Here is a 19559-nt window from a genome sequence, read left to right as displayed (position 1 = left end):
GTAGTCCTCCTCATGTTTTGTACGGCAAAACAGTCCATGTGATCATTCGTTCCAATATTTGCCTCACAAAACTGACATCATATACATGTGTCTCTAAACATGAATGTTTTTACTATAGCAGAATCAGTCGACTCCCTCAACTTCACCAGGAATTCGCGAAGAAGAAAGCGTTTCACTAACCGTACCAATTGCATACCCCTTCGATTTCGCTGCAGCGATCATCCCAGAAAGCGCATCGCGCGTTGAGGCCGTTGGATGCATTAATATTAAAGCACCCGGCTCTAGCTTTGTCGATATTTTACGTACAATCGTATCTGCTGCCGGCTTCATCCAATCAATCGTATCAATGGTCCACAATACCGTTTTTAAACCCTGTTGCTCTGCAATTTGTACCGTTGCTTGATTGAAATCACCTGATGGCGGCGCAAACCATTTGTTGTTCACGTTCAAGCTCGATTTTAATAACTCTTCTGTTTTCGATATTTGATTGTATTGGGCTTCCCTGCTCAACGTACTCATATTCGGATGAGAATAGGCATGATTTGACATTTCATGTCCTTCCGCTTGGATTTGCTTAGCGACATCAGCGTTTTTGCTCAACCAACTGCCATCTAGGAAAAAGGTAGCTTTCACATTTTCTCGTTTAAGTGTTGTTAAGATCGATTCTATGAACTCATTGCCCCACGCCACATTTATCATGAGAGAAATCATCTTCTTATTCGGATTTCCACGATAGATGGGATGTGGCCCTAGATCATGAAGCATAATTTTTGGTTCTATTTCTTTATATATATAAGAAATGGTTTGGGATGATGGTGCAAGCAATGCTGCATCGAGAGTTTTCTCTATATCGACCTCTAAGCCGTTATAACCAGGGATGGCTTTCCATATGCGGTCAATACGAGCATCGATAGGAGCAATTTTCTTCTTTTCCGCCTCGGCAGTAATGATGGTCAATAGCTTCTGTCGATCTGCTTCCGTATAAGTTACTCCCGCTGATACTGTTTTATCTTTTCCATATTTTATAGAGGTGAGAAATTGCGACATGCCATCGTTCATACTGACAAAAACAAGAACCATGAGCATACTTGCCGCAATAATAGCTGCTTTTCTTACCATCATAATTCCCACTCCCATATAAGTCCTCACATGCTTCCTAAGCTTGACCTTATTTCGGCATGTTAATTCATATGTATGAAAAGTAGGACGAGAATATGCAAGTGGCGGCATCGAAGATCAGTGATCCCTCTCTGAAAAAAACAAAAAGAGCCAGATGTAATCTGCCTCTTTTCTAATTTATTCAAATTACCGTCTAAGCATTGAATACTTATTGTGACGGTACTTCTGGCGTCATCAAAATTTTTGCAGATAAGTTAATCCGGCCTTGTTGATCGATTTCAGTTACTTTAACTTTGATTTGGTCGCCAATGTTAACGACATCCTCAGTTTTCGCAACACGCTCGTTCGACAATTGTGAAATGTGGACTAGTCCGTCCTTATTCGGCAGGATTTCAACAAACGCACCGAATTTCTCAACGCGCTTAACTGTACCCATATAAATTTCACCAACAACCACTTCTTTAACGATACCTTCAATAATCGATTTAGCTTTTTGGTTCATCTCTTCGTTAGACGAAGCGATAAATACCATGCCGTCTTGCTCGATATCGATTTTCACGCCAGTTTCTTCAATGATTTTGTTGATGATTTTGCCGCCTGCGCCAATAACATCACGGATTTTGTCCGGGTTAATACGAAGCGTCAAAATTTTAGGTGCATATTTCGATAAGTTTGGACGAGTAGTCGGCAAGCTTTCAAGCATTTTGCCTAGAATGAAGATACGTCCTTGACGGGCTTGTTCAAGCGCTTGCTCCAAAATAGCACGGTTAATACCAGCAATTTTGATGTCCATTTGAATAGCTGTTACACCTTCAGCTGTACCAGCAACCTTGAAATCCATATCTCCAAGGTGATCTTCCATTCCTTGAATATCTGAAAGGATCGCGAAGTGGTCACCGTCTTTAATAAGACCCATAGCAATACCAGCAACTGGTGCTTTAATCGGTACTCCTGCATCCATCATAGCTAGTGTGCTTGCGCAAATACTCGCTTGTGAGGATGAACCGTTCGATTCCAATACTTCAGAAACAAGACGGATTGTATATGGAAATTCTGCTTCAGAAGGAATGACTTTGGAGAGCGCGCGCTCACCTAGAGCTCCATGCCCAATTTCACGACGGCCTGGCGGACGAAGCGGACGAGCCTCACCTACGCTAAACGGCGGGAAGTTGTAGTGATGCATGAAACGTTTTGTTTCTTCTGGAGAAATACCATCCAAAATTTGAACGTCACCCATCGCACCAAGCGTACAAATGCTAAGCGCCTGTGTTTGTCCACGTGTAAACAATCCAGTTCCGTGTGTGCGAGGAAGAATCGCAACATCACAATCAATTGGACGAATCTCATCCAGCGAACGTCCATCAGGACGAACTTTGTCATGAGAAATAAGACGACGTACTTCTTCCTTCACGATGTCATAAAGTACTTCTTTAACATCGGATAAAAGTTCAGGTGTATCGATATATTGCTCTTCAAAGTGTGCAACTGCAGCACTGTTAACGGCATCAATCGCTTCTTGACGAGCGTGCTTCTCTTCTACCTTAATGGCTTCAACCAAACCAGCGGAAGCATAAGCACGAACATCTGCATTAACCTGTTCATTAACGGTATGTAGCTTAACTTCCATTTTCGGCTTGCCTACTATAGCTTGAAGCTCTTCAATTTTCGCTACGATTTTTTTGATTTCATCGTGACCAAACATAATCGCTTCGAGCATTACAGCTTCAGTAACTTCGTTTGCTTCAGCTTCTACCATCATAATCGCGTCTTTTGTTCCAGCTACGACAACGAAAATGTCGGTTTCTTGGCTTTGCTCCACTGTCGGATTAATAATAAATTGACCATTAATACGACCAACGTTCACTCCGCCAATTGGACCGTCAAATGGAACATCAGAGATGGACAATGCTGCGGAAGTACCGATCATTGCTGCGATCTCAGGAGAACAATCTTGATCCACGCTCATTACGATGTTCATTACTTGAACGTCATTCCGGAAGCCTTCTGGGAATAACGGACGAATAGGCCTGTCCGTAAGTCGGCTGGACAAAATCGCCTTCTCGCTTGGACGGCCTTCACGTTTAATGAATCCACCTGGAATTTTACCAACTGCATACAAACGTTCTTCATAGTTAACTGTCAAAGGGAAGAAATCCAGATCCTTCGGACCTGCTGAAGCTGTTACCGTACATAATACGACAGTATCGCCATATTGCACAGTTACTGCTGCATTCGCCTGCTTCGCAAGACGGCCGGTTTCAATGGATAGCGGTCTTCCGCCTACCATCATCTCAATTCGTTGTACCATTATATCCCTCCTAATAGTTATTCGAATAGTCTATTTCACTGCATACTGGCAGTTTTTCCTAAGTGTTGCCTATTACAAAAAGCAACCCGAATCCGCTCATCCGTTATTCCCGGACGGCTGGACAACCAGGTTGCTTTTTTTTACGCATGTTTTAGCGGCGTAGGCCGAGTTTTTCGATCAATGCGCTGTAACGTCTAACATCATTGTTTTTAAGGTATGCAAGCAGCTTACGGCGCTGACCTACCATCTTGAGCAAACCACGACGGGAATGATGATCTTTCTTGTGCTCCCGCAAATGTTGAGTCAAGTTAACGATGTTTTCAGTCAGGATAGCCACTTGAACCTCCGGAGAACCGGTATCAGTTGCATGTGTCTTATGCGTCTCAATCAGTTCGTTTTTACGTACTTGTGTAATTGCCATCCTAATTCACCTCCTTCTTGATAATCGCCATTAGCCTCGAAGCCGTCGGTGAGATCGGACATCCAAGCTAAGGTTAAGTTTGTGAGTAAACCATACAAAATGTATGACTACTTACAACGTTGTATAGTATAACACATAAGGTGGGCGTTTGTCGAGAAACATATCTAATGAAAGAACAGTCTCGCTTGTCCCACTATATTATACAACTAGTTGTTGTAACCGTGAATTACTTTTGCTTGTTCTGAGTCTGATGCAATTTGTGCGACAAGCTCATCTATAGAATTGAATTTTTTCTCTGAGCGGATAAACGACAGTAGTTGCAATCGCATCTGCTCACCATATATATCACTATTGAAATCAAACAAATGTGCTTCCATTACTGGCTGCAAATCTTGTTTATTAAAGGTTGGTTTTAAACCATAATTCAATACGCCAGGATATGCGGTTTCTCCAATCCAAGCTATTACCGCATAAACGCCAAGTCTTGGCGCGATATACGGAGCATTGAATTGCAGGTTAGCTGTCGGAAATCCAATCGTCCGACCTCTTTTGTCCCCATGAACGACAATGCCTTCTACTTCGTATGGTCGTCCTAGCAACCGTTCAGCTAGTTCAAGATCACCCGTTTCTAGCGCTTCACGGATGTATGTACTGCTTACTTTAATCCCATTTTCGTACAAAGGTTCAATGACATGAACAGAAATGTCAGGCTCCGCCAATTGTTTCAAGGCTGCTGTATTCCCTAAACCTCGATGACCGAAATTGAAATCAAAGCCGACAACAACTTGTTTGGCACGAAGTGTACGCAAAACCTCATCCACGAAGCGCTCAGGAGACACAGAAGCGAACTCGAGGTCAAACTTCATGATGAAAACAAGATCCACGCCAAGCTCCGCGAACAAAGCTGTCTTTGCGTCAAACGGTGTAAGGCAACGATAATATTGATCACCTTGTCCAAGAACTTCCTTCGGATGAGGATCAAATGTCAAAACCGCTGATAGCATGTCGGATTCCTTCGCCGCATTTACAGCTTGACGAATCACGTTTTGATGCCCACGATGAACACCATCAAAATGACCGATTGCTATGGAAAGCGGTTTGTCCAGCGACAACGTGGACAAACCGTTTAATGGAAAACTTAATGGAATAATTTCCAACGCTGAAGCACCTGCATTTCCTATTAACTTTCTACAACGATAAGCTAAGCTGAAAATACTTTGATCGGCTTGAAAACGGATGTTTTTTGGTCGATCTGATAAATACCTAAGAACGAGCTTTGGTCATTATAGAGACGAATAAGCTGTCCATCAACAATCAAAGGAGTAAGATCAACTGCATGGCTGAGGCTAACCTTCTGCCCTTGCAATGCTAGCTTGCCAAATGATTGTGGAATAGTTACACGTTCCAAATGAGTGATGGCTTCATCAGCGGCAATTAAATGCTCGCTTAATTCACCAGCTTGCTGCAATTGTTCAATCTGCTCTAGCGTCAAGCAACTTTCCTTCGTAATGCCGCCTGACATCGTTCTAGTCAAGTGAGCCATTGTTGCAGGAACGCCCAGCGCTTTACCAATGTCTACACACAAGGTGCGAATATATGTACCTTTTGAACAAACGACAGAAAACGAAATTTTGGGCTGATCGAGTTCAAGCTGAACGTCAATGAGATCAATTTGATGAATAGTTACTTTTCTTGATTTCCGCTCAACTGTTTTACCTTCTCTAGCTAACTCGTATAGCCGTTTGCCGTCAACTTTGACTGCAGAATACATTGGTGGAACTTGTTCGATTTCGCCCAGAAACTGAGCAAGTGCTTGGCGAACTTCTTCTTCAGTAACAGATATTGACGATTGCTGCTCAATTACCGTTCCGGTTAAGTCTTCCGTATCCGTAGCGATACCAAGCTGCAATACCGCTTCATAAGACTTAGGCCGCTCTTGAACATATTCGACTACTCTTGTTGCACGCCCAAGACATAATGGCAATACACCTGTCACCATGGGGTCAAGCGTACCTGCATGTCCAATTCGCTTCATCTTCAGCAATCGGCGAACCTTTGCAACTACATCATGAGAAGTCCAGCCTTCCGGCTTCCAAACTGCCAAAATGCCGTCCATCGTTTAAACCAACGCCTTTCTGACTGCTTCCACTAGCTCATTAATCGAAGTTGTTAAAGTACCTTCGATACGGCAACCCGCTGCGCGCACATGACCGCCACCGCCAAATGCTTGCGCAATTTCGGCTACATTGGCCCTTCCTGCTGAACGAAGACTTGCCTTAACAGCTCCGTCATCCGTTTCTTTAAACAAAATCCCTACTTCAACACCATCAACATTGAGTGCATAATTTACGATTCCTTCAAGATCTTCAGGTACAGCTCCCGTATCGCGCAAATCATCTTTGCCAATATGGACCCAGCCGATCTCCAAGTTATCCGTAAAAGTAAGGCGGTTGAGGGCAATTTGAAGGATCTTGAGCTTTGCCATTGTCATCTTCTCAAGCAGATGATCAGCGAGCTCATTTCCAGAAACGCCTAAAGCAAGAAGATGTGACGCAATCTCCATTACACGCGGACTCGTATTAGAATAACGAAAACCGCCAGTATCGGTTAGTAAACCGGTATAGATGGCTGTCGCGCAATTCAAATCGAGTGAAATTTCTGTTCTCTCGATTAAATCATATAATATTTCCACTGTAGCAGCAGCTTCTGCTCGAATAACATTTACAGCACCAAACCCATTGTTTGTCGGATGATGATCGATGTTAAGCAGCTTTGCATCTAATGCAAAGCTGCTTGCCACCTCTCCAATACGTTTGAAATCCGCACAATCGACTGATATAATGGCATCGAATTTTTGCTGAGGTACTGCTTTCTTATAATTGACGATCGAATCAAATTGATGCAAGAAGCTAAGTCTAGACGGCAGTTCGCTTTCATTAATCAAAACTGCCGTTTTCCCTAGCTTCTGAAGTAACCAGCCAACGACAACAGTAGAACTTATAGCGTCACCGTCAGGTTGAACATGTGATACGACTAAATAATGTTCGTAACGCTTCATGAACGCCAGCGCTTCATCTAGCTGTCTCGAATAGCTGTTTTGCTCCATCATCGTGCTGAATTCCCGTTGTTAATATTTTCAAGCAAAGCTTCGATTCGGCTGCCGTATTCAATACTGCTGTCAAACTTAAACAGCAATACTGGAGTATGACGAAGGCGCATGCGCTTGCCAAGCTCTGTGCGAATAAATCCAGTTCCGCTCGCGAGCGCTTTAAGTGTAGCTTCCTTCTGCTCTTCGCTGCCAAGTACACTTAAATATACTTTAGCTTGTGATAAATCACTCGAAGTTTCTACACCAGTTACGGTAATGAACCCGATTCTTGGATCTTTAAGCTCTGTCTGTATAATTTGGCTCAGCTCTTTTTTAATCTGTTCGCCGACCCGTCCTACTCGGATTTTTGCCATGCTTTACTCACCTCTCTACTGATTCCATGACAAATGCTTCAATCGTATCGCCTTCACGAACATCGTTAAAGCGATCAAGCGTAATACCACACTCATAACCCGCTGAGACCTCTTTAGCATCATCTTTGAATCGTTTAAGGGACTCGATCTTACCAGTGAAGACTACGATACCGCCGCGAACCAGACGTGCCTCAGCGTTACGAGAAATTTTACCATCTGTAATCATGCAGCCTGCAATCGCGCCAACCTTAGTAACTTTGAATACGTTACGAACTTCAGCATGACCGATAACAACTTCTTTAAAGATTGGATCAAGCATACCTTTCATCGCTTGCTCAATTTCATCGATTACGTTGTAAATGACGCGGTGCATACGTACGTCAACTTTTTCTTGTGCAATCGTTGCTTCAGCTTGCGGATCAGGACGAACGTTAAATCCGATTACGATAGCATTGGAAGCCGATGCCAAAATGATATCCGATTCAGTAATCGCGCCAACACCGCTGTGGATGATTTTTACGCGAACACCTTCGATTTCAATTTTTGCAAGCGAGCCTTTAAGTGCTTCGGAAGAGCCTTGAACATCGGATTTGATAATAACGTTCAGGTCTTTAATTTCACCATCTTTGATATGGTTATACAGATCATCAAGCGTTACGCGTGTATTTGCACCCATATCCGTTTGACGCTGTTTAATGGAACGACGGTCAGCAATAGCACGGGCTTTACGCTCATCTTCAAACACCATGAACGGATCTCCAGCTAATGGAACTTCTGTTAGACCAGTAATTTCTACTGGAGTTGAAGGTCCTGCTTCTTTTAAACGACGACCTTTATCATTAACCATTGCTCTGATCCGGCCGAAACAGTTACCTGCTACGAAAGCATCTCCGATTTTCAAAGTACCATGTTGAACGAGAATACGTGCAACAGGACCTTTACCTTTATCAAGCTCTGCTTCAATTACTGTAGCGCGAGCACGTTTATCAGGGTTAGCTTTGTAATCGTTCATTTCAGCAACGAGCAGAATCATTTCAAGAAGACCTTCAAGACCAATTCTTTGCTTAGCAGAAACTTCGACGAAAATTGTATCGCCGCCCCACTCTTCCGGAACTAGTTCATATTCAGTCATTTCTTGCTTGATTTTCTCTGTATTCGCTTCAGGCTTATCGATTTTGTTTACCGCTACGATAATAGGAACGCCAGCTGCTTTAGCATGGTTGATTGCTTCAACTGTTTGCGGCATAATGCCGTCATCAGCTGCTACCACGATAATTGTAATATCCGTTACTTGCGCACCGCGAGCACGCATAAGCGTAAACGCTTCGTGACCAGGTGTATCTAGGAACGTAATTTTTTTATTGTTAATTTCAACTTGGTATGCACCGATATGCTGTGTAATTCCGCCTGCTTCTCCGCCAGTTACATTCGTTTGGCGAATGGCATCAAGCAATGTTGTTTTACCATGGTCAACGTGACCCATAATTGTTACAACTGGTGGACGTGTTACCAAATCTTCGTCTTCGTCTGACTCTTCTACAGTTTCGAAAGAATCTTCCTCAACAGGAATTTTAACTTCAACCTCTACACCGTAGTCCGTTGCGATCAAATGAATCGCATCCATGTCGATTTCTTGGTTGATTGTAGCCATTACGCCTAGGAAAATCAGTTTTTTGATTACTTCTGATGCATCCTTGTGGAGCAATTTCGCCAATTCGCCAACAGTCATCGTACCGCGTACGATAATCTTTTTAGGCGTGTTGTCGATTTTCTCACGAGGCGGTTGCTGTTGGAACTTGCCGCCGCGTCCTTTTTGTCCGCCACGACCGTTGTTTCCTCTGAAGCCGCCTGGTTTGCCGTCTTCAAATCTCTTTTGACCCGGTCTTGCATTTCTGTTGTCATTGCCACGTGACTGGCCTTGTGCAGGCTTAGAGTCAAAACGACTTTGACCAGATGATGGACGGCTAGTAGCGTCTTGACGCGGTGCGCTTGGACGGCTGCCTGTGTTCCCTTGTCCGCCTTGTGATGGACGACTTTGACCAGATGATGCTGGACGACTGCTTTGACCGCCTTGACCTTGCCCTGGACGGCTTGAACCTGCATTTGACCCTGTAGGGCGATTGCCTTGTCCGCCTTGACCTTGGCTTGGACGGCTTGAGTTAGAGCTTCCTTGTGCTGGACGATTGCTGCTTGATTGTGATGCAGGACGATTAGTTGATTGTCCTGCTGGTCTTTGTTCCGACTGCTGTTGGGTTGTTTGTGGTTTCGTATTAATAGAATTCATAGGCCCCTGTCTGTCTTGATTAGTATTTTTATTTTCTGTTGCTGGTTGCGGCTTCTGTTCCTGTTGCTGAGGCTGCTGCGATTGCGGCCTGTTAGCAGTAGGTTGTGCAGAAGAAACAGATACATTTGTAGATTCTTGCGCCCGTTTAACGGCTGCATTTTGTTTAATATTGCGAAAAAAACCTTCGACCTTGTTTACCATTTCATTTTCCATGACGCTCATATGGTTATTTACAGGCAAATCTAGTCGTTTTAGGATCGTAATGATTTCTTTGCTGCTCATATTCAGTGACTTGGCATACTCGTAAACGCGCAGCTTATCCTTATTGTCCTTGCTGTCTTGTTTATTGTCCAATATGATCCACCTCCGTATTATGGCTCAGATGACTCGCAATCATTTTTCCGAATTGCGCATCGGTCACCGCTAGTACAACCCGTTCTGGCTTACCAATCGCCTTTCCTAGTTGCTCACGGTCGAATGCTTCGGCGAGTTGTATTCCGTAGGTGTTGCATTTGTCACGAAACTTTTTTTTTGTATTTTCTGAAGCATCTCCTGCAATAATAACGAGATGCACTTTCTTATTTCTTACAGCTTTGAGTACGATTTCATCGCCAGTAATCAGCTTTCCGGCACGCATTGCCATGCCGAGCTGTGATAAGCTTTTATTCTGATTCATCGCTTACCAGCTCCTTACTTGCGATAAACTCTTCCTCTACTGCTACAAAATCCTGCTCAAGTTGATCGTAAATATGCTCGCCAACATGCTGCTTCAGCGCTCGATCAAGCGCCTTGGATTTTTTCGCTAGTTTGAAGCAACTAACTTTGCCGCACAAATATGCACCACGGCCTGCTTGTTTGCCCTTCAGGTCAATCTGCACCTCTTCGGCCGGTGTCCGCACAATCCGAATGAGTTCCTTCTTCGGCATCATGTCCTGACAAGCGACGCATTTGCGAAGCGGTACTTTTCTCGGTCTCATTGTACACCCCTCCTCTGCCAGCTGAATTGACGCTTACCCGTATAAAGTTAGATTAGTCGATGGAAACTGAATCCTGATGCATGACTGCTGTCATCGATTTCGGACGACCGTACTCTTGCTCTGCTTGCGTCTCGCTCTTAATATCGATTTTCCAGCCAGTCAGCTTAGCAGCAAGCCTTGCATTCTGTCCTTTAATTCCGATTGCAAGCGATAGTTGATAATCTGGAACGATTACCCGAGCCATTTTTTCCTGTTCGAATACAATTACTTCAAGCACCTTAGAAGGGCTTAGCGCATTCGCAACATATTCATCCACGCTTTCAGACCAACGAACGATATCGATTTTCTCACCTTTAAGCTCGTTTACGATCGTCTGAACGCGCAGTCCTTTTTGTCCAACACATGAACCAACTGGATCAACCTCGGAGTTGCGGGAATGAACCGCAATTTTGGAACGGAAGCCAGCTTCGCGAGCTACCGAACGAATTTCTACCACTCCGTCATAGATCTCAGGCACTTCAAGCTCGAACAAACGTTTTAAAAGACCAGGATGCGTACGGGATAAAATGATTTGTGGACCCTTAGTCGTATTTTCAACTTTCGTGATATAAGACTTCACGCGGTCACCATGTTTAAACTTATCGGTAGGCATAAGCTCAGTCAAAGGCAATACTGCCTCAACCTTGCCTAGATCCACAAACAAGTTGCGAACATCTTGACGTTGTACGATACCGTTAACGATATCTTCCTCTTTATCGATAAATGCGTTATAAATCAGTCCGCGCTCTGCTTCACGAATACGTTGAGTAACGACCTGCTTCGCTGTTTGCGCAGCGATACGTCCGAAATCACGTGGTGTTACTTCAATATCCGCAATATCGTCAAGCTGATAATGCGGATTAATTTCTCTAGATGCCTCAACTGTAATTTCCAGACGCGGATCCAGAACTTCATCAACAACCGTCTTACGGGCATATACTTTAATAACGCCAGTATGACGATTAATATCTACGCGGACATTTTGAGCTGTATTAAAATTTCTCTTGTAGCTGGAGATAAGCGCCGCCTCAATGGCTTCAAGGAGCACATCCTTGGTAATCCCTTTATCTCTTTCTATTTCTTGCAGTGCCTCAATAAAATCCATACTCATTGGACTGGATGTCCCCCCTTCAATATAAGAAACGAATATTTAGAACACGATAGCGAGCCTAGCGTTAGCCACCTTAGCATAAGGAATGGAATACTCCTTTTTGGCTGTTCGAATGACTGCATTTTCTCCATCAAATGAAAGTAGCAGCCCCTCAAATTCTTTAGCGCCGCTAATCGGTTCATATGTCGTTATGTAAACGTGCTTACCGATTGCTTTACGTACTTCGTCTTCATTCCGCAGCGGTCTTTCTGCTCCCGGAGAAGAAACTTCTAAGAAATAAGCATCTGTTATTGGATCGTTTTTGTCCAGCTGCTCACTCATGAATTCGCTGATACGGCCGCAATCATCGATGTCGATGCCGCCTTCTTTATCGACGAATAGGCGAAGAAAGAAATTGCTTCCTTCTTTAACATACTCAATATCAACCAGTTCAAATCCATTGCTGCTGAGGTATGGTAAAGCTATTTCCTGGACAGCGGCTTTGATTTTGGATGTACTCAAATTCAGTTGACCCCCTGTTTATACGCACTATGCCATTTTGCCGTTTACAAAACGTAAAGAGTGGGTTTCCCCACTCTTCTGCATCAAAGTCTTTATAATCATCATTGCCAGAAAAATTATAACATAACCGCACTATAGTGACAAGAAATCTTTTCTACTCAAGCCTTTACTAGAACAGCGAAAGCTGGTTAGATTCAGGCAATCCACGGAAGCAGCCCATGTTGGTAAGAACCTCTACAATCGTTTTTGTAGCCTTGGATTTCATTTGGAAATCCTCGATTGACAAGTATTCTCCATCGTCTCTTGATGCTGCAATATTGCGTGCCGCATTATCCCCAATTCCTGCAACCGCAGCAAAAGGCGGTATAAGTGAATCGCCTTCTACGAGAAACTTCGTCGCATGTGATCGATACAGATCAATAGGCTTAAAGGCAAAACCCCGTGCTGTCATTTCTAGTGACATTTCAAGCTGTGACACCATGTTTTTCTCTTTAGGGAGCGCATTAAATCCTTTCGCCTCGATCTCGATCAGCTTCCGCAAAATCGCATCATATCCTTGGCAAAGCAATTCTAAGTCAAAATCATCTGCTCTTACCGTAAAGTAAGTTGCATAATACTCTATTGGATAATACAGCTTAAAAAAGGCGGTGCGAACCGCTGAAATAACATAAGCGGCAGCGTGGGCTTTCGGGAACATATACTCGATACGGAGGCAAGAATCAATGTACCATTGCGGCACCTTGCAGCGCTTCATCTCTTCAATCCACTCCGGCGTCAAACCTTTACCTTTACGTACGCTTTCCGTGATTTTGAAAGCAAGTCCAGCATCCATTCCTGCTTTATAAATCAAGAACAACATGATGTCATCACGACATCCAATTACCGTCTTAATATTGCACGTACCGTTTTTAATCAACTCTTGTGCATTTCCAAGCCAAACTCCCGTACCATGAGACAGTCCAGAAATTTGCAGCAAATCCGCAAACGAAGAAGGCTGCGTCTCTTGAAGCATTTGCCTTACAAACTTCGTTCCCATCTCAGGTACGCCGTATGTGGCTACTGATGATCTGATTTGTTCTCCAGGAACGTTAAGTGCCTTCGTTGAGTTGAACATACTCATTACCTTAGGATCATTCATTGGAATCGTAGTTGGATCAACTCCGGTCAAATCCTGAAGCATCCGCATCATTGTCGGATCATCATGTCCAAGAATATCAAGCTTAAGCAGATTTTCATCAAACGCGTGATAATCAAAGTGGGTTGTTTTCCATTCTGCATTCACATCGTCCGCTGGAAATTGTACAGGTGTAATATCCTCAACATCAATATAATCAGGCACAACCACGATACCACCTGGATGCTGCCCTGTGCTTCGCTTTACGCCGGTACAGCCACTCGCAAGTCTGGCCAGTTCAGCACCGCGCCATTTTTTGTTATGCTCTTCCTCGTACTTTTTGGTGAAGCCATAAGCCGTTTTCTCAGCAACCGTACCGATCGTACCCGCACGGAACACGCACTTCTCACTAAACAATACTTTTGTATAGTTATGGGCAATCGGCTGATAGTCCCCCGAGAAGTTCAAATCGATATCGGGAACCTTATCGCCTTTGAATCCAAGGAACGTTTCAAATGGTATATCCTGTCCTTCACCCTTCATTGGCTTCTCGCATTTCGGACATAATTTATCGGGTAAGTCAAATCCGCTCGGAATGCTTCCGTCCAAAAACCATTCGCTGTGCCTACAATCCGAGTTAATGCATAAATAATGAGCAGGCAGCGGATTAACTTCAGAAATACCTAAGAACGTTGCGACGACAGAGGATCCAACTGATCCCCTAGAGCCGACCAAATATCCGTCCGCGTTCGATTTCTTTACAAGTTTCTCAGAAATCAGGTAGTTGGCAGAGAACTTAAATTTGATAATAGGAATAAGTTCTTTCTCCAGTCTGTCGATGACTACCTGAGGAAGATCTTCCCCATACATGGATTTCGCTGTATCGTAGCAAGTGTTGCGAATCTCCTCATCGGCGCCTTCAATGATCGGAGCAAACAGTCCCGTTGGGAACATATCATATGGCTCAAATCGATCAGCGAGCTCTACCGTGTTCGTAATGACGACTTCGCGGGCTCTAGCTTCTCCCAAGAACGCAAATTCCTCCAACATTTCTTCCGTCGTGCGGAAATGAGCATCAGGTTTGCGTATGCTTTTCAGCGGACTAAAGCCAGTAATCCCGTGAATCGTAATGTCACGATACATCTTATCGCGAGGATTTAAATAATGAACGTTCCCCGTTGCAATAACCGGCTTGCCCAGCTCATCCCCAATTTGACAGATTCGGCGATGAGCCTGCTCGATCTCAGCTCTGCTTCCGACCAATCCCTTCTCGACTAAATGCATGTAGAAATCAATCGGCTGGATTTCTAACACATCATAAAAACGTGCAACCTCCAACGCTTCTTCATACGATTTATTCAGAACGGTTTCAAAAAACTCACCTTTCTCACAGCCCGATATAACGAGCAAGCCTTCACGATGCGCAACCAGTTTCGTTTTTGGAATCGTGGCTACCCGTTTGAAATGCTCGGTGTGGGAGATGGAGATAAGCTTGAATAGGTTTTTCTTCCCTACTGCGTTAAGTGCATAAATATTACAGTGGAAAGGCCGTGAATTGGATAAATCAATGCCCACATAATCATTTAACTGATGTAGATTCGTTATATTCCGTTCAGCTGCATCAGCAATCAAGCCATACAGCACACCGCCGAGAGCAAGAGAGTCATCTACAGCGCGGTGATGGTTATCGAGACTAACCTTGTATTTATCTGCTAACGTATTCAAACGATGATTTTTGAGTGTTGGGAAAATAAATCGAGCTAATTCCAGTGTATCGAGCACTGGATTTTTCACTTCCGGCATACCGAAAGCTTTACAGTTCGCTTGGATAAAACCGATATCGAACCTTGCATTATGGGCTACAAGAACATCATCACCGATAAAGGTAATGAATTCTCGAAGCATAGGCTCAAGATCCGGCTGTCCTCTAACCATATCATCATTAATATTAGTCAATTGTGTAATATGGTAAGGAATTTTTTCATGTGGATCAATAAGTGTCGAGAACCGATCGATTTCTTTGCCATCACGCATTTTAACGCCAGCAAGCTCAATAATTTTGTTGTTGGTTACCGATAAACCGGTAGTCTCTATATCAAATACAATATACGTTGCTGAAGCAAGAAGCTCGGGCCTTGATTCCAATACCATCGGTATCGCATCGTTTACAACATTGGCCTCAACTCCAAAAAGTACTTTAATGCCATGTTTTTTGGCTGACTTATTCGCATCAGGATAACATTGAACATTACTATGGTCAGTTACAGCTATCGCCTTATGTCCCCATTTAGCAGCAGTTTTGATATAAGTATCAACTGACGTTACTGCATCCATAGCGCTCATTGTAGTATGCAAATGAAATTCAACCCGTTTTTCTTCCGCTTTATCCATTCGATCAGCAGGCGTTCTAACCTCATGCAAATCATTCGGCATCATAACAAGCTCAGGCTCCTGCATAAAGCGGTCATATTCAATTCTGCCGCGTGCTTTTATCCATTTGCCATTGGCAAGTTGACTTAAAATTTTCACATCGTCCTTCGTCTTCGCGAACATCTTCATAGCTATGGAATCCGAGAAATCGGTCACGTTGAACGTGAACAATGTGCTTCCGTTACGAAGCTCCTTCATATCAAGACCAAATACTGCGCCTTGAACCGTTATTTTTTTCTCTTCTTCCACTATGTTCATCAAAGGAACTGGCTCTTCGCGGATATCATAACCAACAGCAAGTTTGATTTCACCCTCATCTACGAGCTCAGACTCGGATTGCGCACTCGCCATCAGTTCCTGCACGTATTCACGCTCTTCTTGAACCATTCGAAGTGAGAATTCGTCAAAAATCTCTTGTCTCGATTCACTAACGATCATTTTCACTTTACAAGAACGGTGGAAATTTTCTTTAAAAAATCGAATAATTTCATCATCTAAACGTTTCTTGCGAGCAAGCTCTAATCCAGTATTATCGAGCAACGACAACGTTAATACGTCACCCTCTGCCTCAATCGATGCTTTCTGCAGCCATCCATTTACCGAAGCGATCTCACGTTGAGCCCACTCCATGAATAAGGGCCAGTATTGCAGAACGATGGATTCCGTCTCCACAACATCATCATAAATGAACACAAACTTAACCGCTGCAATATACTCAAACTTCATTCGAGCTGCTTGTAAAAGTCCATTATAGGCCATTAAAGGAACCATGGACGTTTTGCAGATGCAAAACGTCCATTCTTGATTGCTGTTGCTGACAATAACTTGATCAATATATCCATCTTGAAAATAGGTTTGTATAAGTTCTTGCGGCAGCTCGGTATGCTGTAAAAGCATCTCAAAACGCTGCCGCTTTTCTGCGGTTTGGCTCATAAAACTCCACTCCTTAAGATCCGAACCGAACTAGCTTCAGTCCTTAATAAGCCCGTGCAAATACGACAGTATGCTTCGAAGGATCACCGCATACGAGACAATTGTCTTTGTGTGTAGACGGTTCGAAAGGAATATTACGGCTTGTTGCTCCTGTTTCTTCCTTAACCTGCTTCTCACAAGCGGCAGAGCCGCACCAGCCAGCTTCTACGAAGCCGCGCTGTTCTTCCAGAAAACTCTTCATTTCATCAAGCGTTTCAACGGAACGTGAATTATCGATACGGAACTGCTTTGCTTTATTAAACATCTCTTGATGCGTTTCTTCAAGCATAGCCTCAATTTCAGCAACAAGATTAGCTTGCTGTACTACACGTTTCTCTCCAGTAACTCTGGAAACAAGAACAACCTGTCCATTTTCCATATCGCGAGGTCCAAGTTCAAGGCGAAGTGGAACACCGCGCATCTCATACTCGTTAAATTTCCAGCCTGGACTTACATCAGCGCGATCGTCCACGCGTGTGCGAATTCCGGCTTTCTTCAATTCTGCATAAAGCTCATCCACACGGCCAATGACCTGCTCGCGCATTTTAGCTGGACCGATAGGAATCATAATGACTTGCGTTGGTGCAACCTTTGGCGGAAGAACAAGACCACGATCATCACCATGCACCATAATAAGTGCGCCGATCAATCTTGTGCTTACTCCCCATGAGGTCGTATGCGCGAATTGCAATGTATTTTCACGATCAAGGAATTTAATGTCAAAAGCGACCGCAAACTTCGTGCCCAGATAATGGGATGTTCCAGCTTGTACAGCCTTACCGTCTTTCATCATCGCTTCGATAGAATACGTATCAACTGCGCCTGCAAAACGCTCAGAAGGAGTTTTTTCACCTTTGATTACTGGAATTGCAAGGAACTCTTCGACGAATTGCGTATAAACATCAAGCATCTGCATCGTCTCTTGACGAGCTTCCTCTTCTGTCTCATGAGCAGTATGACCTTCTTGCCACAAAAACTCGCTTGTACGCAAGAAAGGCATCGTACGCTTCTCCCAACGGACAACATTCGCCCATTGATTAATTAGCAAAGGCAAATCGCGGTACGATTGAATCCACTTCGAATACATATGACCAAACATCGTTTCAGATGTAGGACGAATAGCAAGGCGTTCTTCCAGCTTCTCACCTGCAGCTTCGGTTACCCAAGGCAGCTCAGGATTAAAACCTTCAACGTGCTCCTTTTCCTTTTGGAAGAAGCTTTCTGGAATAAATAGCGGGAAATAAGCATTGCGATGTCCCGTTTCTTTGAAGCGGCGATCGAGATCTCGTTGAATATTTTCCCAAAGTTCATAACCCTCAGGGCGAAACACGATGCAGCCCCTTACCGGTGAGTAATCCATAAGCTCTGCTTTTTTAATAACATCAATATACCATCTGGAGAAATCTTCGCTTTGAGGCGTGATTTCTGTAACGAACTGTTTATCCTTTGACATATGCGACTACTTACTCCCCTTTTACCAATCGTAAAATATCATTATAAGTTACTACGAGCATTAATAACATGATTAATGCGAAACCGACAAAATGTACCATACTCTCACGGTTTGGATCAATTGGCTTCCGTCGAATCGCTTCAATTCCAAGGAATATAAGACGACTGCCATCCAGTGCCGGAATTGGGAGTAGATTAAATATACCTAAATATAAGCTGAGCAATGCTGTCCATGAAGTAAGCTGAGCGATGCCCTGCTGTGCGATCTGACTCGTAACCTCAGCAGTTCGAACAGGTCCTCCAAGGTCATCAAGCTTGAACTCTCCGAAAATAAGTTTCTTGAAGCCTTCAAAAATACTTATCGTCATGTTTTTCATGAGCTTGCCTGCACCTGTAAATGTTTCCGAAAAAGTAGCTGGACGTGTTGGCAATGCGGCACTGATCCCTACCTTGCCCACGCCTTCTTTGTTAGGCTCTGGTGTAATGACAACCTGCTGTGCTTTGCCATCACGGATAATATCCATTTTCACAGGGACATTCGGTGATTTACCTATAATCGCAATCATTTTATCAAAATCAGCACCGATTTTGATTCCATTGACCGAGTCGATGACATCGCCTTTTTTCAAATCTACTTTATCAGCAGGCATGCCTTCTGTTATTTCATTGACAAGCAGCTTATCAGGGGACTCAACAGGAAGCCCAACCATTTGAATGTAAGTGGCGAACAAAACAAAGGCCAGCACAAAATTCATCAGAGGTCCCGCAAAAATTGCAAGAGCACGCTGTGCTACCGTTTTGCTGCCAAACTGTCTGTCAATTGGCGCGATCTGTGTCTCCTTGCCTTTTGTTATCATTAAAGCTGTAGGATGTACTGAAAAACTCTCATTTTCCCCTTCCACATCTAATGTAACAGATAGCTTGTGTTCAAGGTCAATCGTAACGATCTCGCCGCGAATAACTCCGCTCCGCTCGTCAAGGCGATCCAAATAAAGCCTTGTAACTTTATTATCCTTCAGACGAACCGCGATCGTTTGGCCCGGCTGGACATCCACGATTTCCGGATCTTCTCCTGCCATTCGTACAAACCCGCCGGCTGGTATTAACCTTAATGTGTATCTCGTCTCGCCACGCTTTACCGAAATCAGCTTCGGCCCGAAGCCAATTGCAAATTCTCGCACCAATATGCCTGCGCGTTTTGCGAAATAGTAATGACCCCATTCATGAATCGTTACGATAACGAAAAAAACGAGTACGGTCAAGAAAACAACCTGAATCATGTGCATTAAGCTGAAGCCTCCTGTTCGTTACGGCCTGTACATAGATTATCATTATTCTCCCGTCCGATACAAGAGAACCGGAATTTCAT

Annotated in this window: 15 protein-coding genes; all 15 read right to left on the bottom strand. The window is 43.8% G+C overall.

Translation table 11 applies throughout. The features are described from left to right. Positions 1 to 123: 123 nt before the first annotated feature. The 15 genes from AC0YN6_RS01745 to rseP all read right to left on the bottom strand — a co-directional run bounded on the left by AC0YN6_RS01745 (position 124) and on the right by rseP (position 19476). Positions 124 to 1122: a polysaccharide deacetylase family protein gene (locus tag AC0YN6_RS01745; RefSeq protein WP_475744652.1), complete on the bottom strand. Its 999-nt coding sequence runs from the start codon at positions 1120 to 1122 to the stop codon at positions 124 to 126. A 205-nt stretch (positions 1123 to 1327) separates the two neighbouring features. Continuing rightward, positions 1328 to 3427 carry a polyribonucleotide nucleotidyltransferase gene (gene pnp, locus AC0YN6_RS01740; protein ID WP_475744650.1) on the bottom strand — a complete coding sequence of 700 codons (2100 nt, stop codon included), beginning with the start codon at positions 3425 to 3427 and terminating at the stop codon, positions 1328 to 1330. Between the two features lie 151 nt (positions 3428 to 3578). Further along, the gene (gene rpsO, locus AC0YN6_RS01735) at positions 3579 to 3848 is read right to left on the bottom strand and encodes a 30S ribosomal protein S15 (RefSeq protein WP_053375765.1); all 270 of its coding nucleotides are present in this window, start codon (positions 3846 to 3848) and stop codon (positions 3579 to 3581) included. A gap of 206 nt (positions 3849 to 4054) precedes the next feature. Next, positions 4055 to 5005 (bottom strand): bifunctional riboflavin kinase/FAD synthetase, encoded by a 951-nt coding sequence (locus tag AC0YN6_RS01730; protein ID WP_475744648.1) that lies wholly within the window; start codon positions 5003 to 5005, stop codon positions 4055 to 4057. Positions 5006 to 5049: 44 nt separating this feature from the next. Next, positions 5050 to 5964, bottom strand: coding sequence for a tRNA pseudouridine(55) synthase TruB (truB, locus tag AC0YN6_RS01725; RefSeq protein WP_475744646.1), 915 nt, complete (start codon positions 5962 to 5964; stop codon positions 5050 to 5052). A 3-nt stretch (positions 5965 to 5967) separates the two neighbouring features. Further along, on the bottom strand, positions 5968 to 6957 hold the full coding sequence (locus tag AC0YN6_RS01720) for a DHH family phosphoesterase (protein WP_475744644.1): 990 nt from the start codon (positions 6955 to 6957) through the stop codon (positions 5968 to 5970). Next, a complete protein-coding gene (rbfA, locus tag AC0YN6_RS01715; RefSeq protein WP_054028943.1) occupies positions 6954 to 7310 on the bottom strand; it encodes a 30S ribosome-binding factor RbfA in 357 nt (118 codons plus the stop codon). The genes AC0YN6_RS01720 and rbfA overlap by 4 nt, the downstream gene beginning before the upstream one ends. A gap of 7 nt (positions 7311 to 7317) precedes the next feature. Then, positions 7318 to 9876, bottom strand: coding sequence for a translation initiation factor IF-2 (gene infB, locus AC0YN6_RS01710; protein ID WP_475745505.1), 2559 nt, complete (start codon positions 9874 to 9876; stop codon positions 7318 to 7320). 61 nt (positions 9877 to 9937) lie between these two features. Continuing rightward, a complete protein-coding gene (locus tag AC0YN6_RS01705; RefSeq protein ID WP_475744642.1) occupies positions 9938 to 10270 on the bottom strand; it encodes a L7Ae/L30e/S12e/Gadd45 family ribosomal protein in 333 nt (110 codons plus the stop codon). Next, entirely contained in the window at positions 10257 to 10571 is a 315-nt protein-coding gene (gene rnpM / locus AC0YN6_RS01700; RefSeq protein ID WP_475744640.1) for an RNase P modulator RnpM, read from the bottom strand. The genes AC0YN6_RS01705 and rnpM overlap by 14 nt, the downstream gene beginning before the upstream one ends. A 52-nt stretch (positions 10572 to 10623) precedes the next feature. After that, a complete protein-coding gene (gene nusA, locus AC0YN6_RS01695; RefSeq protein WP_475744638.1) occupies positions 10624 to 11721 on the bottom strand; it encodes a transcription termination factor NusA in 1098 nt (365 codons plus the stop codon). A 39-nt stretch (positions 11722 to 11760) separates the two neighbouring features. Further along, the gene (rimP, locus tag AC0YN6_RS01690) at positions 11761 to 12222 is read right to left on the bottom strand and encodes a ribosome maturation factor RimP (protein ID WP_475744636.1); all 462 of its coding nucleotides are present in this window, start codon (positions 12220 to 12222) and stop codon (positions 11761 to 11763) included. A 169-nt stretch (positions 12223 to 12391) separates the two neighbouring features. Beyond that, entirely contained in the window at positions 12392 to 16699 is a 4308-nt protein-coding gene (locus AC0YN6_RS01685; RefSeq protein WP_475744634.1) for a PolC-type DNA polymerase III, read from the bottom strand. Between the two features lie 43 nt (positions 16700 to 16742). After that, the gene (proS, locus tag AC0YN6_RS01680; protein WP_475744632.1) at positions 16743 to 18191 is read right to left on the bottom strand and encodes a proline--tRNA ligase; all 1449 of its coding nucleotides are present in this window, start codon (positions 18189 to 18191) and stop codon (positions 16743 to 16745) included. A gap of 10 nt (positions 18192 to 18201) precedes the next feature. Continuing rightward, positions 18202 to 19476 carry an RIP metalloprotease RseP gene (gene rseP / locus AC0YN6_RS01675; protein WP_475744630.1) on the bottom strand — a complete coding sequence of 425 codons (1275 nt, stop codon included), beginning with the start codon at positions 19474 to 19476 and terminating at the stop codon, positions 18202 to 18204. Positions 19477 to 19559 lie beyond the last annotated feature (83 nt).

It is taken from the genome of Paenibacillus sp. J22P15 (assembly GCF_056269345.1).
The sequence above is the reverse complement of the archived record's forward strand: the minus strand, read 5'-3'. Positions and strand labels throughout refer to the sequence as shown.